The organism is Nostoc sp. (genome assembly GCF_036917095.1).
Lineage (GTDB): Bacteria > Cyanobacteriota > Cyanobacteriia > Cyanobacteriales > Nostocaceae > Nostoc.
Genome location: NZ_JBALFH010000058.1, coordinates 1 through 24,493 on the forward strand (window position 1 = coordinate 1; position 24,493 = coordinate 24,493).

Sequence of the window (24,493 nt, forward strand, 5' to 3'; positions counted from 1 at the left end):
AAGGTAAATAGCAGGCTGGATACTCTCTTAGAGATTCACGATTAACTGTGTATGATTGCCAACGCAGTTGCTCTCCCTTGATTTCTTTTGGATTAGCTTCTAGCCAATCATAAAGCTTTTTAGCTTGCCGCAATGCGTGGTCTTTGCCTTCAAAAACGACGTTGGGAAGAAAAATATCGCCGTCAAAATGCACCGCAACCTCAAATAAATCTTCATCTTCATCTTCTGCTTCTGTTACCTCAATGATTCCAGCCTTATATAGTTCGGTCATTTCCCTACATTGGTAGCTCTACCCCTATATGGTTAAAATTTTAGCTAGTTACAGAATAATCAGAACACTCTGTTGGTTCTAGCCCACCTATGAAACTAATCAACGCAAAGGGACACTAGAATTTCAACCAAATTATGAGGTGATGTCTTAAGTTCACTTCTTAAACTGGGACAATCTCTTTCGGATAGTGTGCTTATGTATCGGCACTAGGGAGTAATGAGTGCTGAGTAATGAGTATACGGACAGCGAGGGGAAGTGCGTCAACACTACTTTTGAAGGTCAACACGCCAGGTCTAAATAGCAAGTGCGATGGCGTAACCGCCTGCTGGAAGCGATCGCCTCCGCCGCAGATGTAAGCATATAAAAAAGTTCAACAATTCTAGTCTCTCAAAGCATTGACTTTTCGTGGTTGGGTGCAAGTCCCGTGAAAATAAGTTGAACAATTTGGGGCTGGAAAAGGCATCAATCTACCACTTTTTCAACACAGAGACACCAAACTCAAATAAAAAGTTGAACAATTAGGAGAGTGATGCTAAGAGAATGTGGGCGCATCGCTCTAGTAATAACGTAGCGTGGGCGCGATGTACAGGCAAGCGAGCGATTTATAGACGGATGCTGATGCCTGGAGCGGGGTAAAGCACCTAACAGAAATTGTTGGACTTTATTATTTATTGTTGAACTTTTTTATTCCTCTACAGCAGATTGTTTCTAAATGTAACAATCTTTCAAAATATGGGCACAATTAATACTCAGTAAATTATAGCTTTGCGCCAAACCTTTTACAATCAATATGTCGATATCAAAAATGATATCAAATGCCTGACCAAAAGTCCCCACCAAGCGAGATGATTCGTGTGCCCGTTCCACTAATTAAGGTGGTTCGGCGACTATCAAAACTACACAGGCAGGGTCATACAATTGCCTTGCTGCAAGCCTTAGAGGAATTACTAATAAAATTTGATATCAATAATGATATCGATGTAACGGCAGGCAGTAAATCAGTCAAACAGCTAGAGAAAAAGCTGGAGAAACTGGAATCCCATCTTGCCGATCAAGGCTCCTCGGTGGAAACAAAACTTGAAGCCATCACCAAAAAGCTGGAGCTAATCGAACGGGCGATCGCCTCTGGGAGATTGGGCAACAACAAACCGCGAAGACAAGTGCACCCATACCAACAAACACAAGTTGAATTACAACCCAGGACAAACGAAAGTCTTGCCCCAAGACTCGGTGTTAGCCCCCAAAGCCTGATTGCTGAAAGAGAAAAACTCAGCGCCAAAGAATTTTTGAGTTGGTCACGTAACCGCGATCCAATGAGCGTGGGTTGGGAATGGAATGCTCTTGACGAACTGTATCATCCGCTCAGGTGACGCAAGCGTTCACATTTCTGGGCTACGTGGCGCAATGGGCTACGTGGCGATCGCCGCTAATTTCTAATCGGGGCATGTCTCACAAAGTCTCAGCGATATCGTTTGAGATTAAGAGAGCTAGCTTCATCTTCACCCACGTGTAGATAGTTGTCTATCGTGATTTTCCCTGACGAGTGTCCCAGCGTTTTGGTGATGATGTGAATAGGCGTGTTTTTAGCAGCATGGGTAGCGTGGCTGTGCCGTAACCAGTGTGGGGAGGGGATGCGACTTAACCCTGCTACTTCGGCAATGGATTTGATGATGCGGCGGATGTGGCGATCGCAAATGGGTTCACCCGTTTTTTGGCTTGTGAAAAGCGGCTCGGTTTTGTTGGGAGCATGTTGTCGATTAGCCAAAAGGTATTGGTAAAGTTCTATTGGTATGGGAACATCGCGCTCCTTGTCTCCTTTGCCTACCACTTTAATGTAAGGTAGCCCGGACTGATTTGAATGCATGGTAGCCCAGGTTAAACCACTCTCACCTACCCGAATAGCACCGTAGTAAAAAAGCTCCAGAATTAGTTGGTTGCGTTGCGCTTGTATCTTTTTGTGAGGAGTGGGGGCTTGTTCTACAACTTGTGCAGCTGCATCGAATAGAATTTCAATCTCAGTCTCAGTCAGGGTGCGCTCCTTAATCTTTTTGCGCTCCGGAGGTACTTTCAACAACATTGCAGGGTTGGCCCGCAAGTAGCCTACATCGCAAGCGTAGCGCAGAAAGCTTTTAAGGGAAGCAAGGCGACGGCGGACGGAAGCACGAGCAATTTCCCCTGTTTTCTCTTTTTTAAGTAGGTGGGCTTTGTAATTGTCCACATCTTCTTTGGTGGTGGTGTGCAGGTTTAAATTATCTAAGTCTGGATAGTCAATGCCTAGTCGCCACTGAACAAAGTGCATCACGTCATTTCGGTATGCTCGCACAGTTTGCTCTGACTCCCTACTGGTGAGCCAACTAGAAAACAGTTCGCTGGTAGTTTCCGCCCCAGTGATTTTGGGTGTGCCAGTTGCCTGTACCACCGCTTCGACTGTTGCTTTGATCACCGCTAGTTGTTCCGGTGATAACTGAGCGATCGCCACCCCTAATTCTTCTGTATCTACACCTGCGTCTGTACGTGATAACGTCATCACACAGCCTCAAAATAATACGCGGGATGAAGCGGGTTTATCCGCCCGAAAAAAATGTCCGATAACGTTTGTTCCCAGACATTTTTAGTCTCATTCTACTCCCCCTTGCTACTCTACTCACTACTAACAAAAAGGGTTTTGCCAAATTAATTGAAATGTTAACTTGTGTGAACGCACGAGTCGGTTTTCTGATACTCCTTTGCAAGGGACTTCATCAGGCTTAGTATCTAAAACTACTCTTGTCATAGACATTCTGAAATTAATTCACCGCCCGTGTTTGTTCCGGAAGCTGATGCTGTTATAGCAAGGGACTGGGGACTGGGGACTGGGGACTGGGGACTGAGTGAAAAGTCTTTTTGTGTCTAAGTTTTATCATCTGTTAATGTCCTGACCACCAAGGCTTGTGCTATAGCTTCTTCCCAAACCGCCGCAGATGAACGGGAGCAACTGTTTATTGATGCGATGGCGTAACCGCCCTTTCCGGTGGCGATGACCTCTGGTCGGTCGGAGACCATCGCACCAATAAAGTGCAGATAATTCTCGTGAAAGCGCAATTTACCTACCTTGGTACGCCGTAAAATCTATCGTGTCAAGTCTAATTTGTTATTGAAATTCGGAAATCCCTTTCTAGTAAAGGCTACAGGTTTTAGGGGTAGACGGTAATTACCAACCCACAGAACCTGTATTTTTAAAATCCCTTGCGCTGCGATGGCACAAAGCGCCTACGGTGGGCGATCGCAACACAATTAGGCTTTGCCTAGAGACTGGCATTCTAGAAAATGCCTATAATCTCTTTTTAGATGACAATTAATTGTTAAGTGGACATTTTAGCTTGGTGTCAGCGTTAATTCTTCATGCTTGCTGGAATTGACAATTTTCACCAAGTGCTGATTGAGATAACTTTGGGCCGAAATGTACAGACTTTCCCAAATTTCTGAGTTGCGACAAATTTTAGTCCCCACTGTATTTCCTGCTGTTTTCTCCGATATCAAGTATTTACGGTAATAGTTAACCCACAGGTGTTGGAGAAAGTTTTCGGCGAATTCGTCAAAAGGAATAATCCAGTTATAGTCTTGGTCTAGGAATACCCGATAGGATGCAATTATGGGTAGTGCCAGGTCAGTTGGCGCACCAAACCCAAACGAGTACTTGCTGTCGGGGAGCAGGGTACTTTTGCGTGTATCAATTGATGCTAAATCATTGACACCCTTTCTTCTGGGGTTGCTGATATGTTCTTGGATGATTTCGTACAGTCTTTGCTCAATCCACAGAGCTTTGGGAAGTAGAGGCAATAGAAGAGTTAATCTTTCCCTCTCAGTGTCTGTGATTTGGCTTGGGGTGTTCGTACCTGTAGGGTGCTTGCTTCGTTTATTGCCGTCGGGATTGTATCTATTTCTGTCGAGGCAGTTGATCAGCTTGAACAAGTGGTTAACATTACACTGGGCATTTCTAGGAGCGCCGCTTTGGTTTTGGTAATAGGCTATTCTAAATTTTCTATCTTCTGCTCTTTCTAACTGGGCTAAATACTGCTTGATAAATTTGTAATCTCCCCTAGCGTTGACTTTGGAGCGAGAATCCACTGGCGATGTGGTATTTGAGGCGAGGGCTATATCTTTAGCCTCCTCTTCCTGGAGGCCGATGTGGATGGTAACTTTGACTCTGGCTTGGGTTAGGTCATATTTGTAATTTTTAGCTTGCTCAAACGCTAAAACTGTGTGACCTCCATTGATAATGCCATCGCTACCCCCCTCGCTAGCTTCTAAGACTTCTAGCTCCAGTTCGGTTTTGTTTTTGCTAGGTTTAACTTTATTCGCTGACAGAACGATTCCACTGTGACGAGAGAAGAATTTTTCTGGTTGAGTCGTCACAGAGTCAAAGATTTGTCGGTATGTCGCACTTTTGCGGTTAGGTTCTCGGATGTTGGGTTCTAGGGGTAGGTTTGTGGGAAACGTGTCCACATGGGCGGTGGCGATGATGCAATTGGGGTTTGCATGGAAATAGTTGTCTACTTTAATAATCCAGTTTTTCGGCATGGGTGGTTTCTACATCAAAGCGATACATTCTCAATTATTCTTCTCGTGGGAAGAAGCGAACGCTTAAAGATTATATTTTGTAATTTTGTCTAAATGCGATCGCGGCTGCGGCTAGCGATGCCGACAGGTTTATCCTGCCTTATGCGTAATTATTTAACTTCTGCTGCTAATGTTTTTTGGAGCAGGGGCATTTTCAATCATCCGCCGCCATCTCTAGTGTCAAAATCCCTTTCGGTTTGTTGATGGCCAACTGTATGATGTCGAGCTATGGGGAACCCATCAGGGTATCAGGAACATAGTTATGGAAGTTTAAGCCCAACGAGCAGAGATACTAGTAAAATCAGTTAAGTAACTTGTATATAAAGGTTATTATTTAGTTCTCGTGTAATGGTAGATGCCATTTTTTATTGATGAGGTAGGCTTGTGAAAACGGCATCAGAGATTCAAATTATGCCCTACAGCTTGATTGTAGGGCAAGAGCAACTCAAGTTGGCATTGGAACTTGCCTACATTGCTCCTCGGCTAGGAGGAGTTCTGATTAGTGGACAGCGGGGTACAGGAAAATCTACTGCTGTGCGGGCATTCTCGATGATGATGTATGGCGATCTACCTGTAACCCTGCCAATTAACGCGACTGAGGATCGGGTGGTTGGTGGATTGGATGTGGACAAGCTGATGCAGAGTGATGCCAAGTGGAAAGATGGCTTACTGGTTGAGGCAAAGGGAAAGTTGCTGTATGTCGATGAAGTTAATTTGCTGGATGACCACATCGTTAACATTATTTTGGATGTGACTTCGACTGGGAAACTGGAGGTGCAACGGGATGGACAAAGTATTCGTGATGACGTGTTTTTTACGCTGGTTGGTACGATGAACCCGGAAGAGGGCGGATTACGTCCACAATTGCTAGATCGTTTTGGCTTGATGGTGAATGTCACTACAGCAACCACCAAGGAGGAACGTCTGGCTATTCTTGAGAATGTCTTGAAATTTGAGGACGAGTGGGCGAGGCAGAAGGAAACTGGCAACTCAAAGTTTTTAGAGCAGGCTGAAGCGGCTAATGCTCGGAAATTTGGTGAATTAAAGCAGGCTAAAGAAAAGTTTCGTGATGTGAATTTAGAGAAAGCGCTGAAGCAATGTGTCGCTCTAGCGGAGGTATTTCAGGTTGAGGGAAATCGGGGAGAGCGTGTTTTGGCAATGGCTGCTCGTGCTTATGCAGCACTCCATAATCGTGCAGAGGTTACCAATCAAGATTTGAAGGTCATTGCGCCATTGGCTTTCCAGCACCGTCGATTGGGAATGGAGCAAAGCCAGGAAACAACCTGGGGTAAACAGGATGAAGCTAAGTTGGAGCAGGTTCTGGGCAATGAGTGAGGCGATCGCAGACCTTCAGAATCCATTGATCAGGGGGTTAGCATGTGCAGCCCTGCATCCTGGACTGCGAAGTATTTTGGTGTTTGATGCCTCTCCGGCTACGCTGCAAGTGATGGCTGGGCTATTAGCTCAAATGATCGCGGCTGTTACAGGAGGAGAAATAGTCTCTCTGCCAGAATCGAAATCAGGAACTAAACATCGGATTGTGACAGTTCAGATTGGAGCGGTTGAGACAGAAGAGGAATTGTGGGGGAGTTTGACGCTGGGGCAGGAGGTGTCTTCCAGATCGGTTGTTTGGCGATCCGGCTTGCTGGCAACAGGACGAGATCAGGAAACTCGCATTGTCATGATCCCAGATATGACTCGGCTGGGCTTGGCGGCGAATCGAGCCTGTGTGATGTTGATGGGGTCAGAGGTGGCACATCTGGAGCGGCATGGACAACGCGATCGCTGGCAACCGCAGTTGTATTGGTTAGCTGGCTGTGATCATAAGCGAATAGGGGCGGTATCAAACCATTTGCTGGATCGATTTGCGTTGCGGTTGAGCGGAGGGGAATCTCAGAATTCAGAGCAGCGCATTGCCCAACTGCGGGCTTGGTTAGAACAGGAGCGATTTCTCTTTGAGAAGGCAGCGCCAACGCCCGATTGGATGGGGGTGGATATTCCTCTATTGTCACCGGAGATAGTCAGTTGTCTTCAGCAGGTGAAGCATTCCTATCCAAAAGTTTTACCACAAGCGCGAGAACGGGTGCTGGATTATTTAGAAACAACGGATGGATACAGTACTCGACGAGATTTGGCGTTGCTGCGATTGGCAAGGGTTCATGCCCAATTGGAGGGAGCAGCACAAGTAAACCGAGAAGATGTCGAGCGTGCGGCAGAGATGATTGGGTTATCCCCAAAGCCGAAACTGCCTGAGAAGCCACTAGCTAATGATGTAAAACCTGACACAGGAGCAGATGATGCTCAATCCAAGCGATCACGTCAAGAATTTGATTGGTCTAATCTACCAGGGTCTGAATCTGCTCCCCCATCAATTCAGCACGAGCCTGTTTTTGAGTCAGATACGACCAAAACTTTACTATCCACTCCGTTACCAATGGGTCAAAAAATTTTTAACCCCTATCCTGAAGATACGGTAGAACCTGAGCGAGAAGCGGGGTCTCTGCGGTGGCCTACCCGTCGGTTTAAGTCAGCAACATCAGGACGGGGAGCCATTATTGGGGTTGAGCCTGCAACTATTCCGCAGGATCTGGCATTGGTTAATACTTTATTGGAGTCTGCCAAGTACCAGAAGTTACGGTGGAAAGCTCTTTTAGAAAAGCAGACTCCTCCGGAGTGGGTACGGCACCTACTTTTAAAACGGAATGAGAATGGTCACGAGCCACTGATTCTGCAATCTAGTGATTTGCGGCGGTATCGACGAGCGATAGTGCCAGAGCAAATGCTAGCATTGGTATTAGATTATACCTGTTTACCGGAGTGTAATTGGCAGGAGACGTTACTTCCTTACCTGCAATGGGCGTATGTGGAACGGGCGACTATTTGCCTAGTGCAGGTGGGAGGGATTGATGCCGAGGATGAATTACGCGCAGAGAAGCGAGAAGCAAACAATATTTTGGTGCCTCGCATTCAGAGCCGACTGGAAGTAGATCGAGGCAAAGCGACACCCCTGGCGCATGGACTGGATCTGGCGTTACAGACATTACGTCATGCCTTGCATCATGGACCAAGTGCAGTAAAACAAGCAGTGTTGGTGGTGATTAGTGATGGGCGCGGGAATGTTCCGTTAGAAGCCAGTCGAGCGGGTCGGGTGGTTCCTCCGGTTGGGAAGCGGGGGATTGAAGATGCTTTGCAGGTAGCTCGACAGATTGAGGCTTTGAAAGGGGTAGAGTCTGTAGTGCTAAATCCTCAACCAAAGTATTATGCGGATTTACCCGTGAAGCTGGCGCAAGCGTTGGGGGCAAAGATCGCAGAGATTCCATCTCTAAAAGCTTGGGAGGTGGATGAGTAATGTCTGGGAGTTTTCGCCAGTTGATCGCACAGAGTAGCAGCAGCGTCCGACAAACGGGTGCGTTGCCTGCTGCGATGGTACAAGCGGAAGATCCTAAACAGCCTGTGTCTGCAATGTATGAAGGAATGGAAGGTGGAACGGCAACCGATTGGGCAGTTATTTTGACCGCATTAGACCTAGAGCATAAAGCGGTTGAAGCCCACCTCAAACCGCTTGGGCAATCCACTCGCCTGTCAGAAGAGATTCACCCGAATGGCACAATTTATACGCAGGGGCAATTCAAAGCTCACAACTGCAATTGGAATGTGGCGATCGCCCAGATCGACATGGGCAATGCCAGTGCAGCAATGGAAGCGGTTCGTGCTATTGAGCGCTTTCAGCCCAGAGTCATTTTATTTGTGGGTGTTGCAGGAGGAATCAAAGATGTGAAGATTGGCGATGTGGTGGCTGCATCGGTGGTTTATGGTTACGAATGTGGCAAACTCATCGACGATCGCACCTTACCCCGACCAAAGCTGGGAGAAGCCGATTATGACCTCAAACAACGGGCACAGGCAGAAGCCCGGAAGAATGATTGGCGAGAACAAATTTGTTCAGGTGCAACGTCTTCTGAAACAACCTCCAGCGTTTATGTCAAGCCGATTGCGGCAGGGGAAAAAGTGATTGCATCGCGCAAGGCTGAGGTTTATGAGTATTTGCGAGAGTATTATGACGACGCGATCGCGGTAGAAATGGAAGGATTTGGGTTTCTCAAAGCAACCCAGCAAGTTAAAAACGTTTCAGCGATGGTAATTCGGGGAATCTCGGATCTGATTGATGGCAAGAATGACGATTCATTAGAACCGGAACAAATTCGTCAAGAGAAAGCAGCCCGTCATGCCAGTGCATTTGCGTTTACCTTGCTGGCGAAACTGGATGGCGAGAGGGTAACTGAGCGATCTGAAGTGTATCAAACCACAGCACAAGTAGCATTTGACAGCACTTTGCCAGAAGGCATGATCAGCCTGAATGTGCAGGAACTGATGGAAGAGAATCAGTATTACGTTCATGCCCATCATGGGAAAAGGACGTTTGCCAACCGAGGACAGTTTGATCGATCGCTCATGAACTTATATCAGCAGATAGACAGCAATCTGACTGCTGATAATTTGTTGAGTACAATCGATGACTACAACGCAGGGGTTAATAAATCAGTTGACGGCCTTGCAGGTAAACTTATGGTGTGGCTTTACCAGCAGCAAAATAACTCGCCGGATCGGGTTCCGTGTTTGATGATCGATGAACGCACCGAGTTTGAGATTCCGTGGGAGTTGCTGGAGTCAGGGAAGAAACCTGTGGGGGTTGCATTTCAAACAGTTCGGCAGAGGCAGATCGAGGCAGAGACAATATCCGTGAATCCTTGCTGTGGGGGTGGAGTTCTGGTCTATGCTCATGCGGAATATGGGGGATGGCAGCGGTATCAACGCCAGCAGTTTTCAGTATTTCAAGAGTTCTTGAGCCAGATGCAAAAACCAGCGGCGGAGTTTGGGCTGGTGTTTATTGATGGGTTTAGCGTTGAGGAACCGTTGAAGAGTAGCCCAACCGCGTACATTAAACGCTCGAAGCTATTTAAGGGTGGCACCAGTATTGTGTTTATTAGCGGACAGCTTAATCTGGATGCTGCGATCGGCTTGACTCATCGGACGCTATTGACTAATTTTTTGGAATATGGGGCAAAGGGCATTGTGGGGACGTTGAGACGGGTTGATCGCACAAGAGCTAAAGAGGTCGTGGATCAATTCTCAGATGAACATGAGCAACATCCTGAGTGGACGGTTCCTGAAATTTTGCGACGATTACGTGAACAAGTGTGGGAAGCGTTGGAAAATGAGGTGAATGAAAACACCTGTGCGGCTTATTTGGCAACGTTTTTGCACGTCTACTATGGCAATCCGATGACCAGATTGCAACTGACTCCTGCGGAGGGTGAATCCAATGACTGATTTATCAAGAGCGATCGCTGTGAAGCCCATAATTACTTATCCGCGTGAAGCGCAGGTTGGGAAAACCTATTTAATGACGATCGATCTGCAACCGGAGGAGAATTTTGAATGGCAGTACGATGAGGAAGAGTACCCAATTTATTGCAGTGTAGATACTGATTTATTCAGCAGCAAACCTGTTGGAGAACCTGTTGTTGTTCTGCATCGCTTCGGTGGGAGTTATGGTGAAGCTAAGTTCTTGCTGACAGCGTTTTGCCGAGAGACTACTGGAGAAATTAGAGTAACGCTAGTCAATAAATGGGGGGTATTAATCAAATCCCTCAAGCTCGAATCTATCAGTATTATAAAGTATCAAGGTTTGACTTCTGATAGTAGCGAAATAATAACAGAATTGAAAACATTTCAATATGACAAATCTCATAGGTTTCAATCATTTCAGCAGAATCATGCTTTACTAACCACAACTGCTATCATGGCTATTGGTGGGGCAGAGGATAAAATACATAACCGTCTTATTCTTCGTACTTTCTTTGAGTGTTCTGGAGGTGCTGAAGCACGGATTGCCATCATCCCGTCAGCTTCTCGTGAACCTATTATAATTGGTGGACGCTACCGTAATCTCTTTGAGGATATGGGTGCAAAATCAATTGAAATTATTGATATTGGAGAACGAGAACAAGGTGCTGATCCAAACTGGCTAGCTTATTTAAATAGTTGTACAGGAGTATTCATCACAGGTGGTGATCAATTGAGACTTTGTGGTTTACTAGCAGATACACCAATTCTGGAAAGAATACGGATACGAACACAGTTAGGAGAAATCACTCTAGCAGCAACTTCAGCGGGACTACCTGTTCTTGGGCAATACATGATTGCCGGAGGTGGTTCTGGGGAATCACCTAGCCACTCCTTGATCGATTTGGCAACAGGATTAGGAATTGTTCCAGAAGTGTTGTTCGATCAACATTTTTTCAATACCAACCGAATGGCACGGTTGCTTAGCGCAATCGCTATACATCCGGATAAGCTTGGGATTGGTATTGATGAAGACACTTGTGCAGTTATTGAGAGCAGTCAAACATTTCAAGTGATTGGAAAGGGTGCAGTGACTGTCATTGATCCAAGTGGAATCTCATATACAAACTCTAGTAGTGCCGATATTTCTGAGCCATTTAGTATTCACAATCTGCGAGTGCATATTCTTACTAATGGCCATTGTTACGACATACATAGACGTTTGCCAGTTTTTGCAAATAGTAAAGCTAGATCTCTTGAAGCAGTTGTTTCTTCTCCAGGTTTTTCAACACGAAGAGTGCAGCAGTCTCAACAAGATTTAACCTCTCCTGCCATCATGGCTATCGGCGGTGCAGAAGATAAGGTGCATAACCGTCTTATCCTGCAAACTTTCTTGAAGCGTTCTGGAGGTTCTGAAGCACGGATTGCCATCATCCCGTCAGCTTCTCGTGAACCTATTATAATTGGTGGACGCTACCGTAATCTCTTTGAGGATATGGGTGCAAAATCAATTGAAATTATTGATATTGGAGAACGAGAACAAGGTGCTGATCCAAACTGGCTAGCTTATTTAAATAGTTGTACAGGAGTATTCATCACAGGTGGTGATCAATTGAGACTTTGTGGTTTACTAGCAGATACACCAATTCTGGAAAGAATACGGATACGAACACAGTTAGGAGAAATCACTCTAGCAGCAACTTCAGCGGGACTACCTGTTCTTGGGCAATACATGATTGCCGGAGGTGGTTCTGGGGAATCACCTAGCCACTCCTTGATCGATTTGGCAACAGGATTAGGAATTGTTCCAGAAGTAATCTGGGATCAGCATTTTCACAACCGGAATCGCATATCTCGCCTAATCAATGCGGTTGCTGCATACCCTGATAAATTGGGGATTGGTATAGACGAAGATACCTGCGTTATATTGGAGAACGCTAATTTTTTCCAGGTGATTGGTAAAGGTTCGGTGACAGTGATTGATCCAACAGAGGTGTCTTATAATAACTGGAACAGTATCACTGTAAATGACCCTATCAGTATTCATAATCTTCATGTTCATATTCTCGCTCACGGTGATCGATATGACTTACATCATAGAAAAGCCATCTCTTCAGGCAATAATCAAGCTCAGATTGAAGAGAATTCTAAAAAGTTTGAGCAACTTCAGAGTAGCCCCTCTAACTTAGATTACCTTCAAAGACTTACAGAGGTAATTTCATCTAATGAATCTTCTATTAGATCGGCAATAGAGTCAGAGTTAGTAAATGTACTTCATAGGAAGGAAGTTGAGTCCTATGAAATCCCTGATGATAACAATCAAGCTACAGTGGAAGCAGTCGGAGAAATACAAACCTTCGACCTTGATGTTTCTGGCATAGAGTATTTCAACAATGAAAAACTTGTTGTCCCTTTTAAGCTTCAAGTGGAATGTTTACTTCAGTACTTCATCTATAAAGCTGACTACTATAGTCTTGACGAAGACAGAAGCATCTCAATTGATGATTGGAACGATCACTACTTTATGGCAGAAGAGTACTATCCCTTAGATGTGGAGGGATTGGTCGCAGTTACACCTGATTTAGAAAGTGTAGAGTTCTCAGAGCTTTCTGATGATGACATTATGGATCTGCTTACGGATGCTGATATTTCTATAGAATCGCTAACACGTATTGAAGTTATATCAAGCTAAGGAGATGGTCTGGAGATTCTATTACAGTGGCAATTCATGAGCCTCGCTTACAGACTGGACTTTAGACTAGTTCCCGGTGCGAAACTGACGAGACAATAACGAAACAGTACTATTAAATATTAAAAATAAAAAGTAACATTAAGATTAATAGTGGCTGCGAGATAAATTATATGAGATCGCACAGATGATGAAATGCCTCTATCCCTCCACGAACTTGTTCTAAATTAGTAGTTTCGTTTTTGGGGTGATACTTGTTCAAGAATTGATGCACCGGAAGGTAGAACACTTTTCATACTTTTCTATGACTTGCTTTGGAATGTAGAAACTGACAGTTGCGCTGCTTGCTCCTGACAATTGTGCAACAGAGGTATGTTCAACTCGGTGGCGATCGCTAATGCCTCATTGCAGTATTTCATTGCCTGCTCCAGTTGTCCCAATTTTTGGTACAGTTCTGCCAAATTAACGAGGGTTGCAGCTAATGCATTTAAATCTCCTAGCTCTTCAAAAATTTCTCGTGCTGACTGTAAATAATTTCCTGCTTCTAGATAACGTTCTAGCTTTGATAGGGTATCTCCCAAATTGTTCAATGCCATTCCTTCATTCCACTGAGCACCAATATCACGAGCTATTTTGAGCTGCTTCTGTGAGCAATCAACTGATTGACTGTAATCTCCAGTGATGTAGTAAATATTTCCTAGATCGCCCAGGGCAGTTGATTCAGAATGCTTATCTCCAATATCTTGAGAAATGGTTAGTTTATGTTTTACATACTTCAGGGCTAAGTCGTATTCTTCCAACGAGTATTGAATGTTGCCTAAAAGACCATATGCCTGAATTTCTAGCTCTCGATCATGGGTAGCCCACGCGATTGTGATTTTACCCCCTACGTGACCAAATTTTGAACCATAACGTGACCAAAAGTTAACGTAATTTCAAGCTTTTGAGCCAATCAATAACTTAGCTTTATGAATCAAATTATGTCCGCGTGTTTTAAATGTGAACTATAATACGACCAAAAGTTTTATTTTTAGACTTGGTAAAAAATGCCGAGCAAGACACACTAATTTATTCGAAAATTTTAAAATTTCGGTCAAAATATAATTCAAAATGCATACAATATGGTTCAAAAATATGTTTAGCCAAAAATTGAGTGATAAAGCGATCGCCTGAAATCTGAATTTTTATTTCTCTCTCATCACGGTACGGTACAAATGAACTATTTGACCATGTTCCTTGCTGTAATTAAGTTTTGAGTTTTTTGAACTCCATTTATAGCTTTGAACTATATGTTGTCCTAGTACAGAGTGAAGTATTTCGTGACCGTTTGGCTAAATTATCGTTCAAATCACAGCGATATTAAAAACTTCTTGTAGGATTTCTAAAGTTTGTTGATATTCCCCAAGAGAATAATAAATATTTGCGAACATACTTAGCCCAGAGCCTATGCTAGCCTGTTCTCCAATAGCACGGGCGATTTCAACTTGCTTTTGGGCATATTCTATGGCTTTATCATAATCACTTAAATAATAATAGCTACTACTCAAATGCCCATAAGCTGAACTAAGACCTGATTGATCGGCAAATTTTTGAGCAATTTCAAGTTGTTGTTCAGCATATTTGATGGCTTGATAATAATCTCCCATAAATCGATAAACACTACTTAAATTACCCAGAGTAGAAACTTGGGAATAGTCATTTTTTAAGCCTTGACTAATTTCTACATTGGAGAGATAGTGCTTGAGCGCCTCGTTATAATTTCCTAAAGATAAGTAGGCATTACCGAGAGCAGCTAAGGCGCGTCCTTCATCCTCTTTACTCTCTAACTCTTGTGCAATTTTCAGGCTTTGTTCGTGTAACTCAATGGCATCTTTATATTTACCCAATTTGTCATATAAATTACCCAAGCTGACAAGCGCCTTGGCTTCCCCTTCCAAATCATGAATAGTTCTTGTAATGTTCAAGTATTTTCCGTAGAATTGAGCAGCTAGATCAATGTCACCAAGAACAGCATAAATATTGCCCAATGCGAGGAAGCAGTTAGCATCAACTACAACACTAACCTTGTGAAGCAAAGCTTTATATAGGGTAATCTGCTCCTGAAAATAGCTCCATATAAAAAGTTGATTATGTAATTCCTCAGCTATGTTGTCTTGAAGCTTTACCTCCAAAATTCTGCTGGCTAGTTGCCAGCTATTGACTTGACAAAGATGATGGAATGCTTCTAGATAACCGCGTACCTTTTCTAAGTTTGATGAATTCTCATGAGGTTGATACTGAGTTAACCAGTTTTTGACTGCACGATGGTGAGCTAAGACTGACCGGGAGGCATTAACCTTTTGTTGTTCTAGATTTGGTTGAATATTGCTCCAGAGTTGTTGACTGGGTGGCAGAGTTTGATTATTCATCCATAACAGTTCTCAAAACTTAAATTGAAGTATTCGTTCATAATTTATTACTTAGTCCTCTAATTATTCATCATTGGTAATTACATATTCAATACTGCATCTACCAACTAAATTTTTAGCTCTTGACATTCTCTTGCGAAGGGAATCCTAATTCTTTGAACAGAGATACAGCATCAGCAAAATACTCTTGTGCTAAAATATGTTGGTTTATGTCATAATAAATTCTTGCTAGGTCTTCTAGGATATCAGCTTCATAGTGCTTAGAGCTAGTTTCACGAAAAATATTTAAGGCTAACTGAAGATTTTTTATAGCATCTGTTATTTCTCCTTTTTTAACCAAGTTTAAGCCTATATTTCTTAATGCGTTCGCTTCGCTTTGGCGAGACCTAATCCTACGTGAGATAGATAATTGTTGTTGATGATAATTGATTGCTTGATCGTAATCTCCGCATTTACTATATAAAATTCCTAAATTACCAAGAGCAGTGCTTTCTAAACTGGAGGCATCAATTTTGCGGGCAATTATCAAACTGTCTGTATGATAATTAATTGCTTCTTGCGGATAGCCCAAACAATCATAAGCAACTCCCAAATTACCAAGAGCAGATGCTTCTCCAAAAGAATCTTCGATTTGACGGGAAATATCTAAATATTTTTGATTGTATTGAAGCATTTGTTCATGTTTGTTAAAATGATAGCAGATTGCTCCCAAACCTCCTAAAGCAGTTCCTGCTTCCTTAAGGTTATTCATTTCAATAAAAATATCTAAGGCTAGTTGACGATATTTAATTGCTTCAGGATAATTACTAAGAGAATTGTAGGCACGACCTATATTTCCCAGATCACGAACTATAGCAAGTCGATCATTAATTTTTTGGTGAGTAGCTAAAGAATCCTGATGATATTTTAGGGCTTGACGATAATATCCCAAGTGATGATAAACATTCCCTAAATTACCTAAAGTATTTCCTTGAAGTGCTAAATCATCAGTATTGCAGGCCACTTCAAGAAGTTGATTATATATCCATAACTGTTGCTGATAATAAGCCCATAAACCAAGTTGTGTGTGCAGTTCATTTCGGGTTGATGGGTTTGGACAGGCTGATAAAATGTTTTTTGCTATACCGTATTCTTCGGCTTCACAACAGTGATAAAATGCTTCGATATAACCCTTCACTTTTTCTAAATTAGAAGCTTTTTCTGAAGGTGTATATTTTTTAAGCCAATTAACAATTGCTCTATAATGAGCACGTTTCCAAGAAGCTTTTACAATTTTTAATTTTATTAATATATCAACGCCAATTTCTTCTAAAGTGGCTTCAACACCAAGAATATAGGTTTTCATCTCGCTTGTTTTAGTTCTCCCAATTTTTGATGCAGTTCTGCAAGACTCCGCAGCACCAATGCCTCATTTGCCAAGAAATGAATTGCTTTGGATTTTTCCAATGCTGTGAGCAAATACTTTTGGGCTTGTGAGTATTGCTCCAGTTGTAGCAAAGTTGTCCCCAAGTTACCCAGCATTGTGGCTTCGCCCCGTTGGTTTTGCAGTTCCTGGGCTAATTCCAGACTTCGTTGATAAAACTCAAGTGCCTGTTCATACTGCCCTACACAAAAGGCAGTGTCACCTAGACCTGCCAGGGCAAGACGTTCTTGGTCGCGGTCATTTGTTTCCCAGGCAATTTCTAAACTCTGCTGATGACATTGTATCGCTTTGGTATAGTCCTCCAGCCCCAGGTAAGCATTGCCTAAATGTCCCAAAATTGTGCTTTCACTACCGCGATCGCCAATCTCTTGGGCAATCCTCAATGCTTGCTGATGATACTCAACTGCCTGTTCATAGTTACCCTGAGCATCATCAATTAATCCTAAACCTGTAAGTGCTTGACTTTCACATCTGCGGTCTTGAATTTCCTGGCTAATTTGCAGGCTTTGAGAGTAGCAGGTATTTGCTTGGGAGTAGTTACCCACTGAGAAGTAAGCGTTGCCTAGCGTACAGAGTGAAGCTGCCTGCCCTCGTCGATCCTGAAGTTCTCTGGCAAGGGTCAGGCTCAACTGGTGATATTCAATAGCTTCAACAGCATAACCCAAATGCTGGTAAGCATTACCCAGGTTGCCTAACGCATTTCCTTCTGCCTGACGATCGCCTACCTCACGAGCGATCGCCAAGTGCTGTTGATGATGCTCAATTGCTTTGACAAAATCTCCCAAACCTGCATAGGCATTGCCCAGATTACCCAAGGCTTCTCCTTCTCCCCGGCGATTTTGATGAGTTCGTGCCAGTTCTAAGGCTTGTTGATGACAGGTAACAGCTTGCTGATAATCTCCCAGCCCGTAGTATGCCAACCCCAAATTGCCAAGGAACATTTGCTCTGCCCGGTAGTCTTCGAGTTGTCGCAGAATGTTTAAACTTTGCTGGAGATAATCGATTGCTTTGGTGTATTGCCCCAAATAATAGTAGTTGAGTCCAATATTTCCCAGCGCATACCCCTGTGATTGTGAGTCTTGATTCGCTGCGGCAATCTCTGCATGTTGTTGTTGCAGGGCGATCGCTTCTGCATAGTCTCCACGGGCAGTACGAACATTGGCTAAACCGTTCAAACAAACGGTATCCCATGCTGGATCGACCTTAAACAAGAGGTTTTCGTAAAGTTTAGCCTGCTCTGTGTAATAACCCCAAGTCTTTAGTTGGTTGTGAAATTCTTCGAGTGTAGGTGTATTAAGGTTAACGGATATTAATGCGCTGGCTGCCTTCCAATTATCTGCTTCACACAAATGGTAAAATGATTCCAGATAGCCTTTAACCTGTTCTAGATTCTGAGTGTCGTGCGGCGGGTGATACTTGGTGAGCCAGTTGATTACTGCTCGATAATGAACTCGGTGCGGGTTGTGTCGGCTTACCTTCAAGTCTTCTGAATTGATTCCTAACTCTGCTAGAACCGATTGTCCCGAAGGTATGACTGATGCAACTGTCAGTGGAATTGTTTGTCCTAAAGCTTGATATGATTGCCGCAATCCAACTAGTGCGTTCAACTCCAGCGATAGGTGGTGAATTTCTTGGGCGATCGCTAGTCCTTGCTGAACATATTCAATTGCCTGGTTGTACTGCTTCATTTCCAGGTAGGTGCGTCCTAAACTGATACTAGAAGACGCAATCAGCCAGTGATCGTTAATGGATTGGGCAATTTCCAAACACTGATGATGAGAGGCGAGCATTTGCTCGTATTGCCCATCCTCAGCTTCTAGTTTTTGATAAACCCAGCCTAAACTGAATAGGGCGATCGCCTGTGAATGTTGATCAGAAATAGTTTGAGCAATTGCCAGACTCTGTTGATAGTAATCTAGGGCTTGATTGTATTGATCTTCTGAGTAGTAGAAACTACCTAATCTGATTAATATCCTTACTTGTGCTGTAAGATTTTGATTACTCTGAGCTTGAGCCAAGTTTTGAAGAAGATTTTCGAGCATCCTTCCATAACATTTTTATAGAAACTATTCAAAGCAATTTAAAATAGTTTTTTGAGACAAGACATAATGTACAAGACTTACAGCAGCAGCAGCTAGTGGTTGATACTTATCATTTTTATTCCCATCAGCCCAGTCACATATTGCCTTTATTAAAATCCAAGGTTTGTTAAGTGAATTAGCTGCTGAACAAAAACCTATTCCTTCTATTTCTCCACCCTTAGCATGTGGGAATCGCTTAAATAAATCAGCCTTAAATTCTGGATTGTCTACCAGTTTATCTCCGGACAGAACAGGAGCAGGAATAAGCTTACAAGGAGAACCATCAGGACGGATAAACTCCCATTCATGGGCTTGTTCAAATAAGCCTAATAGGTTTCTGTTACTTAAAGGACGGCTCCCACGATCAACAATCCCATCTAATCCAATGCGGTTGACATCGTAATCAATGATTTCAGTTGCAACTAGCACATCACCTATGTTTTGTTCTACTGAGCTTTTACCAAAAGCAATGCCAACCATGATTACAGCCTTAGGTTTCCAGATTTCCAATGCTTTTTGTGTAACAAAACTTGCTCCTCGCTCATCGCGTGTACCCATACGACATTGAGTAACAACAGTTTTGTAATGACCAAACTTACCTAAATAATATTGTCCAGACGAGGTATACATTCGACAAGGAAGCAGATAATCAGGAGCATCTAGCTCTAGTAAACGAACTACGGCTTTAAGTTCAATTGGTGTAGCTGTAACGATGACGAAATCAGCTATAAATGCTGAAGATTCTAGCCTCTGCCGTTCAATCTCTGGTATTTTTGGAAACCCTTGGCTGTACCAGGGTTGCTCTTCTAGAACATAATCTTGCTCCAGTTGTTCTTGCTTTTTTTGAAGAACTACATCTAAATCATCCTGAATTTCCTTTAAAAAAGGAAGCTCATATGTCTTTGAAATATTCAAAGCGTCCTCAAGGTACTTTTTGGTAATATCAATATCAATAGTTTCATGAATCTTAGCCAGTTCTCTTGATGCTAATGCTTTTATATAAGGATTTTTATTAGCAATACGTATTGCGTAATGTAGATATCCCATTAGTTTTTCAATGGAATTTACATTGAGTTTTTTAGATTCTAAATTAAGATTTTCTCTAACTGATGAACTTAAATTAGCAATAATTTCTGATTCTTCATTTTGTAATCCATATCTCTGAGCAATATCTAAAGCTTCTTGATAAAGATTTGCAGCCATTTCGTAGTTTTTCAAGGCAAATTGATTCAATCCTAAGCATAGGTGGATTTTACATCTTAACTGCTTGAACTCAAGCTTTTCTTCTTCGGTTGAAAGAATGTCCAGGCTTTGTTTCTGAAATTCTATAGAGGATTCATACAACCGCATAAAATAATGGCACAAACCAACTTTATGGTGAGCAAGAGCTATATCCAGTTTGCTTCCGACATCAGTTACTATGCTTCGCTGTTGATCATAAAATCCTGCGGCAATTTTATATTGCCCCACATAAATCAGGTTGTCTCCTAGCTTTGATAGAATAATAGCTCTTAGGGAAGTTAAGCCATTTTTATCTTGTATATTTTGATTAGCGTCGTCAAAAATTTGATATAAAACTTCTAAAGCTTTAAGATAATTTTTAGTAGCTTCTTGATAATTTCCCTCATATTGATTTTCATCTCCTAATTGAATTAGGCTTATTACATCACCTTCTGAAAACCTTTGAGCATCTGGATTATTAATATAAGAATTCATGTTTTTGTAATGTTAATGTCTCAATATTAATTTAGTCATGTAATATCTAGTCAAATGAATGAACAAATAATTTTATGTAGAGATTCCAGCTTCATCTAATTTTTTCAAGTGTTCAAGAGACACCCCACGAATTAAATTGTGCTGTCTTAGCAAAGATAGATCGCTTTCAACTACTTCTTCCACTAAATAGCGATCGCGCAACGCATCCAAGGCGGCTTTCTGCTCATCTTCGTTCCTGTCCCAATCTTCCAAATGGCTTAACCAGAAATCCTTAGTGACAGCGCAGCGATAAACTGAGGTTTCACATAACATGATGTAAGCCCATTTTGCGTCTTTTTGCAACCGCTTGAATGTTTTGTTCAAACGCGATCGCACATTCCGCCTCAACATCTTTGTAAATCGATCCAGTTGCCATTTATCATCTGCGCCAACAGAGTTTCCTTCTTGAGCTTCAGCGATCGCCTTCTCGACTTCCTCCACTTCGCTGCCGTAATTGTTCCAGTAAGCCGACACATTTCCCTCGAAAGGTTTGTTTTTGATTTCTCCAGCGATGATTCTTAATGCTAGGGGATGTCCCTCATAAGCACTGCCGATTCGTTCCAAATAAGTTCTACTGGTGGAGTTAAAGCTTACGTCTAACTCAGTTTTCTCAAACAGAGCAATCTGTTCAGGCTTCTCCAATCCACTCAACGGTTGACAGTACCAGAAGTTTTGCGATCGCGTACCCACTTCTTCAATTTGCCCAGGTAAATCTTGAGAAGTCAAGATAAAACAGCTTTCACAGGATTCTGCTTTCAGGTAGCTATCAAAGAATTTCAGCCACCACTCATCTTTAAAGTCGTTCCATCCTTCATCTTCATTTCCCTGCAAAATGTTTTCTAGGGAATCCATTTGCACGAGGTAGCGATGCTCACGCAGATGTCTGATTAGCCGATTCAACAGTCGTTGTGGGTCTTTACGGTCTTCAGGGGTGATCAATTCTCCCCAGTTTTCTAGCCAACGCGCAGCGACACTGGCAAAATCAGAAGTTTGCTGTTCGTCATCAAAGTTTTCTTGGTGATAGTGTGACCAGTCATTATCAAACCAGTCAGCAACTTCGACTGCTAGCCGTTCACCGAGAGCCGTTTTACCAATCCCTGTAATACCAACAAGAATTAGCAGTCGGCAGTGACGACGAATGCGATCGCTCAACTCTCGGATCAGGCGATCGCGACCAACCCAGGCATCATCGTAAGCGAAGAAATTGGGAGAATTTGACTGAATTCGCCGATTAGCTGGAGTAGGGTCGATATCCTCTGTCTTTGGGAGGGATTCATTTACAGAATGCAGGGCTTGCTCAACAGAATTTAGCTCATCTTCCAACTGTTTGAGTTGTTTATCTTCTTCTTGAATCTGTTGTTCCAACTGAAACTTGACAGATATCCCTGACTCAATCACCAATGCCTGTCGAAGTTGCTTCAACTTCTCGCTTCTAAGATTCCACTCAGCCTGAAGTGCTTCTTGTCTCTGCTCCAACCGCCGTCGTTTTTGGAGATTTGTGGCTGAAATTTTAATTTCTTGGGACTCACGAAGAGATTGCGAGGCCATCTCTAACTTGGCTAGTATCTCAAAGGCAAACGCACTGGCATGACGAGCAGCCCTTTCCTGTCGAATTTGTTCTGGTTCTACCGAATCGTCATTTTTACCTGCAATTAAATCAGAGATGCCGCGAATCACGATCGCCTGAATGTTAGGGTAGGCAAAGGCTGCGCTCAAAAAACCAAATCCTTCCATCTCGACAGCGATCGCATCGTTATAACTCGTCCTCAAAAACTGAAAAATATCTGATTGCTTGGAGGCAACCACCTTCTCCCCAGCAGCAATGGAAGCTACGAACACACGAGGCTGCGAAACTGGACTGTCGGGTAGCCGTTGCAACCACTCCCCTTTTCTTGCCTCCGACTTGGCTCTTTGCACCAGTGCATAAGTTGACTGTCCCAAGGCAGGTCGGGTGAAGAACTGCTCTCCTACCTTACCTGACTCATAGCCATAAACTTTCGTTGCTGCCACTACATCGCCGATTGCAACATCTTTGATCCCTCCGGCAATACCCACGAAGAAAAGGATATCGGGCTTAAAGTAGGCGATCGCTCGTTCTGCTTCCACTGCTGCCCCGGCGTTACCAGCCCCCACCTCGGCAATTCCAACTTCCCATGCCTGCCCGTTTGCGATAAATTTTCCTCGTTCATAAATCGTTCCTTGGGGATGCATCTCCTCTTGAAGATTTGTTAAGTGAGGGCGGACAGCCAGATACTCAACGGGCAAGGCAGTAAGGATAACAGCGCGCGGCATAGGTTAATTCTGAGGTTTTAATTGAGGTCTACACTACTAAAGTTCATAGCTGTAAGCCTCAAAACTATTCTATATACTATTTTTGCTGCTTTATTAGGTCTTGCTCAGTTTTTAGTTAATACTGGTAGTAAAGAAGTAGTGAGCTAGCCAGAATACCGGAGCAAGGTGATGTTCTTTAGGAGACAGCTATAAGCGATAAAGATCAAATCCTTGAAATTTTCTTTAAGGAATATGACAAGTTAAAGTCGGAGCATCGGTGAAAGGTTAAGGTAAATTGCTTTTTGTCAATCAGTTAAAATACCCAAAAATCCTTTAATAAGAATGATAATCGTATGGAGGTAAGGGGGAGGAGGCGATCGCTACCAGATAGTGTTAAGTTTACATTGCATAATTTTGACCGAATTTGGATAGCTGATGGCTCCACATTAGAAGCATTATTTCGGAAGCTAAAAAGCCTGGAAGACTTGAAAACAGGACAGTTAGCCGGAAAAATCTGTACAGTAATTGATTTGGTGACTCGTTTCCCCATAGAAGTTTGGTTTCATACTAATCCCGCAGCATCCGAGACAAATTTTGAAATGCCATTACTGAATTTACTACCGGCTAAAACTCTGATTTTACTTGATAGAGGTTTTTATCATTTCAACTTTTTACAACAACTTATTAACAAAGAAGTCCATTTTATTACTCGTTTAAAAGCCAAAGCATCTATTAAATACTTAAAGATTTTTAGCTACGATCATTCGCTTAAAGACCGATTGATTCAACTTGGAACTGTCCGTCATGGCGCACCAATTTTAACTTTACGTTTAATTGAAATTAAGGTTGGTAAAACTAGTTATTCTTACATTACTTCTGTTCTTGATCCTGCGATATTACCTCCTTACGTCGTAGCAGATTTATATCGAAAAAGATGGAGGATTGAAGAAGCTTTTGTATCATTTCAGCGTGGCAAACGAAAAAGGTAACGCCAATGACCCTATTAAGTACTTCGCTGCCAAAGAAAATCAAGATTTAGGAATAGTCAAAGCACTGCGAAAACCAGTCTCCAAGCTGGATTTATCCCCTTTTCCCGCACCCTCTTGACAAAAATGCAATCACTCTAACCTCTCACTGATGAAGTCGGAGCAGCCTTAACGAATTGGCTTTGCTTCAGCCCTAGCTTGCTATATTAAATTGTATGTAGATAGTCCGACATCTGGTCTGGGTTCAAATTTGAGTTTTGCTTTACCTGACTCATAACTGTATACTTTTGTCGAGGCTACCACATCACCAAGGGCAACATCTTTAATACCACCAGCCACCCCAACAAAAAATATCACGTTGGGGTTGAAGTAGGCGATCGCCCTTTCTGCTTCCAATGCTGCTCCTGCGTTACCCGCACCAACTTCCACAATCTCCACTTCCCATGTTTTACCGTTGGCAATAAATTTTCCGCGCTCATAAATCGTTCCTTGGGGATGTAGCTCTTCCTGGAGATCACCGAGATGGCTGCGAACAGCCATATATTCTATAGGAATAGCAGTGAGTATAACCGCACGGGGCGTAGCCATAGGTATAATATTTTATTTAAGCAACTATTTTCTTATATTGAATATTTTGGATGAATTTGCCAACTTATATCTATCT

The 24,493-nt window shown here is 42.9% G+C and carries 17 protein-coding genes and 3 pseudogenes; 9 read left to right on the forward strand and 11 right to left on the reverse strand.

Going from position 1 to position 24,493, the window contains the following annotated elements; all coding sequences use genetic code 11:
• Positions 1-271, reverse strand: a pseudogene (locus V7L01_RS34250) (hypothetical protein); the annotation flags it as partial.
• Between the two features lie 230 nt (positions 272-501).
• Between V7L01_RS34250 and V7L01_RS34255 the strand changes: the two are divergent.
• Together V7L01_RS34255 and V7L01_RS34260 are read left to right on the forward strand one after the other, a co-directional pair.
• Positions 502-627 carry a hypothetical protein gene (locus V7L01_RS34255; protein WP_335042788.1) on the forward strand — a complete coding sequence of 42 codons (126 nt, stop codon included), beginning with the start codon at positions 502-504 and terminating at the stop codon, positions 625-627.
• Positions 628-1,086: 459 nt separating this feature from the next.
• Complete coding sequence (locus V7L01_RS34260) at positions 1,087-1,641, forward strand: hypothetical protein (RefSeq protein WP_335042789.1); 555 nt, start codon at positions 1,087-1,089, stop codon at positions 1,639-1,641.
• Positions 1,642-1,730: 89 nt separating this feature from the next.
• On the opposite strand, the gene V7L01_RS34265 is transcribed toward V7L01_RS34260, so the two are convergent.
• The 3 genes from V7L01_RS34265 to V7L01_RS34275 form a co-directional block, all read right to left on the reverse strand.
• A complete protein-coding gene (locus V7L01_RS34265; RefSeq protein ID WP_335042790.1) occupies positions 1,731-2,798 on the reverse strand; it encodes a tyrosine-type recombinase/integrase in 1,068 nt (355 codons plus the stop codon).
• A 362-nt stretch (positions 2,799-3,160) separates the two neighbouring features.
• Positions 3,161-3,313, reverse strand: a complete 153-nt coding sequence (locus V7L01_RS34270; protein ID WP_335042791.1) for a hypothetical protein — start codon at positions 3,311-3,313, stop codon at positions 3,161-3,163.
• A gap of 312 nt (positions 3,314-3,625) precedes the next feature.
• Positions 3,626-4,831, reverse strand: a complete 1,206-nt coding sequence (locus V7L01_RS34275) for an AIPR family protein (RefSeq protein WP_335042792.1) — start codon at positions 4,829-4,831, stop codon at positions 3,626-3,628.
• A gap of 423 nt (positions 4,832-5,254) precedes the next feature.
• On the opposite strand from V7L01_RS34275, the gene V7L01_RS34280 reads away from it, so the two are divergent.
• From V7L01_RS34280 to V7L01_RS34300, 5 genes and pseudogenes are all read left to right on the forward strand, one after another.
• Positions 5,255-6,205: an AAA family ATPase gene (locus V7L01_RS34280; protein WP_335042793.1), complete on the forward strand. Its 951-nt coding sequence runs from the start codon at positions 5,255-5,257 to the stop codon at positions 6,203-6,205.
• Positions 6,168-8,219: a hypothetical protein gene (locus tag V7L01_RS34285; RefSeq protein ID WP_335042794.1), complete on the forward strand. Its 2,052-nt coding sequence runs from the start codon at positions 6,168-6,170 to the stop codon at positions 8,217-8,219. The genes V7L01_RS34280 and V7L01_RS34285 overlap by 38 nt, the downstream gene beginning before the upstream one ends.
• The gene (locus V7L01_RS34290; RefSeq protein WP_334727137.1) at positions 8,219-10,201 is read left to right on the forward strand and encodes a 5'-methylthioadenosine/S-adenosylhomocysteine nucleosidase family protein; all 1,983 of its coding nucleotides are present in this window, start codon (positions 8,219-8,221) and stop codon (positions 10,199-10,201) included. Before V7L01_RS34285 ends, V7L01_RS34290 begins: the two co-directional genes overlap by 1 nt.
• Positions 10,202-10,670: 469 nt before the next feature.
• Positions 10,671-11,438, forward strand: a pseudogene (locus V7L01_RS34295) (cyanophycinase); the annotation flags it as partial.
• Positions 11,439-11,513: 75 nt separating this feature from the next.
• Positions 11,514-12,326, forward strand: a pseudogene (locus V7L01_RS34300) (cyanophycinase); the annotation flags it as partial.
• Positions 12,327-13,207: 881 nt separating this feature from the next.
• Here V7L01_RS34300 and V7L01_RS34305 read toward each other — a convergent pair.
• The 6 genes from V7L01_RS34305 to V7L01_RS34330 form a co-directional block, all read right to left on the reverse strand.
• The gene (locus V7L01_RS34305; RefSeq protein ID WP_335042807.1) at positions 13,208-13,783 is read right to left on the reverse strand and encodes a tetratricopeptide repeat protein; all 576 of its coding nucleotides are present in this window, start codon (positions 13,781-13,783) and stop codon (positions 13,208-13,210) included.
• A 465-nt stretch (positions 13,784-14,248) separates the two neighbouring features.
• Positions 14,249-15,313: a tetratricopeptide repeat protein gene (locus V7L01_RS34310; RefSeq protein WP_335042795.1), complete on the reverse strand. Its 1,065-nt coding sequence runs from the start codon at positions 15,311-15,313 to the stop codon at positions 14,249-14,251.
• Between the two features lie 115 nt (positions 15,314-15,428).
• Positions 15,429-16,658 (reverse strand): tetratricopeptide repeat protein, encoded by a 1,230-nt coding sequence (locus V7L01_RS34315; RefSeq protein ID WP_335042796.1) that lies wholly within the window; start codon positions 16,656-16,658, stop codon positions 15,429-15,431.
• Complete coding sequence (locus tag V7L01_RS34320) at positions 16,655-18,778, reverse strand: tetratricopeptide repeat protein (RefSeq protein ID WP_335042797.1); 2,124 nt, start codon at positions 18,776-18,778, stop codon at positions 16,655-16,657. The genes V7L01_RS34315 and V7L01_RS34320 overlap by 4 nt, the downstream gene beginning before the upstream one ends.
• Positions 18,779-18,802: 24 nt before the next feature.
• Positions 18,803-20,533 carry a phosphorylase family protein gene (locus V7L01_RS34325; protein ID WP_335042798.1) on the reverse strand — a complete coding sequence of 577 codons (1,731 nt, stop codon included), beginning with the start codon at positions 20,531-20,533 and terminating at the stop codon, positions 18,803-18,805.
• Between the two features lie 72 nt (positions 20,534-20,605).
• Complete coding sequence (locus tag V7L01_RS34330) at positions 20,606-22,864, reverse strand: phosphorylase family protein (RefSeq protein WP_335042799.1); 2,259 nt, start codon at positions 22,862-22,864, stop codon at positions 20,606-20,608.
• 332 nt (positions 22,865-23,196) lie between these two features.
• Here V7L01_RS34330 and V7L01_RS34335 point away from each other — a divergent pair, with 332 nt between their 5' ends.
• Complete coding sequence (locus tag V7L01_RS34335; RefSeq protein ID WP_335042800.1) at positions 23,197-23,832, forward strand: transposase; 636 nt, start codon at positions 23,197-23,199, stop codon at positions 23,830-23,832.
• Positions 23,813-23,950 (forward strand): hypothetical protein, encoded by a 138-nt coding sequence (locus V7L01_RS34340; protein ID WP_335042801.1) that lies wholly within the window; start codon positions 23,813-23,815, stop codon positions 23,948-23,950. Before V7L01_RS34335 ends, V7L01_RS34340 begins: the two co-directional genes overlap by 20 nt.
• 80 nt (positions 23,951-24,030) lie before the next feature.
• Here the strand turns inward: V7L01_RS34340 and V7L01_RS34345 are convergent, their stop codons facing one another.
• The gene (locus V7L01_RS34345; protein ID WP_335042802.1) at positions 24,031-24,417 is read right to left on the reverse strand and encodes a 5'-methylthioadenosine/S-adenosylhomocysteine nucleosidase family protein; all 387 of its coding nucleotides are present in this window, start codon (positions 24,415-24,417) and stop codon (positions 24,031-24,033) included.
• Between the last annotated feature and the right edge of the window lie 76 nt (positions 24,418-24,493).

Bases quoted from the DNA above. Each gene is read 5' to 3' on its own strand.
- V7L01_RS34310 (WP_335042795.1), bottom strand. From the start codon at position 15,313: ATGAATAATCAAACTCTGCCACCCAGTCAACAACTCTGGAGCAATATT.
- V7L01_RS34255 (WP_335042788.1), top strand. From the start codon at position 502: ATGAGTATACGGACAGCGAGGGGAAGTGCGTCAACACTACTTTTGAAG.
- V7L01_RS34275 (WP_335042792.1), bottom strand. From the start codon at position 4,831: ATGCCGAAAAACTGGATTATTAAAGTAGACAACTATTTCCATGCAAAC.
- V7L01_RS34285 (WP_335042794.1), top strand. From the start codon at position 6,168: ATGAAGCTAAGTTGGAGCAGGTTCTGGGCAATGAGTGAGGCGATCGCA.
- V7L01_RS34260 (WP_335042789.1), top strand. From the start codon at position 1,087: ATGCCTGACCAAAAGTCCCCACCAAGCGAGATGATTCGTGTGCCCGTT.
- V7L01_RS34315 (WP_335042796.1), bottom strand. From the start codon at position 16,658: ATGAAAACCTATATTCTTGGTGTTGAAGCCACTTTAGAAGAAATTGGC.
- V7L01_RS34320 (WP_335042797.1), bottom strand. From the start codon at position 18,778: ATGCTCGAAAATCTTCTTCAAAACTTGGCTCAAGCTCAGAGTAATCAA.
- V7L01_RS34270 (WP_335042791.1), bottom strand. From the start codon at position 3,313: ATGGTCTCCGACCGACCAGAGGTCATCGCCACCGGAAAGGGCGGTTAC.
- V7L01_RS34265 (WP_335042790.1), bottom strand. From the start codon at position 2,798: ATGACGTTATCACGTACAGACGCAGGTGTAGATACAGAAGAATTAGGG.
- V7L01_RS34345 (WP_335042802.1), bottom strand. From the start codon at position 24,417: ATGGCTACGCCCCGTGCGGTTATACTCACTGCTATTCCTATAGAATAT.
- V7L01_RS34330 (WP_335042799.1), bottom strand. From the start codon at position 22,864: ATGCCGCGCGCTGTTATCCTTACTGCCTTGCCCGTTGAGTATCTGGCT.
- V7L01_RS34325 (WP_335042798.1), bottom strand. From the start codon at position 20,533: ATGAATTCTTATATTAATAATCCAGATGCTCAAAGGTTTTCAGAAGGT.
- V7L01_RS34290 (WP_334727137.1), top strand. From the start codon at position 8,219: ATGTCTGGGAGTTTTCGCCAGTTGATCGCACAGAGTAGCAGCAGCGTC.
- V7L01_RS34335 (WP_335042800.1), top strand. From the start codon at position 23,197: ATGGAGGTAAGGGGGAGGAGGCGATCGCTACCAGATAGTGTTAAGTTT.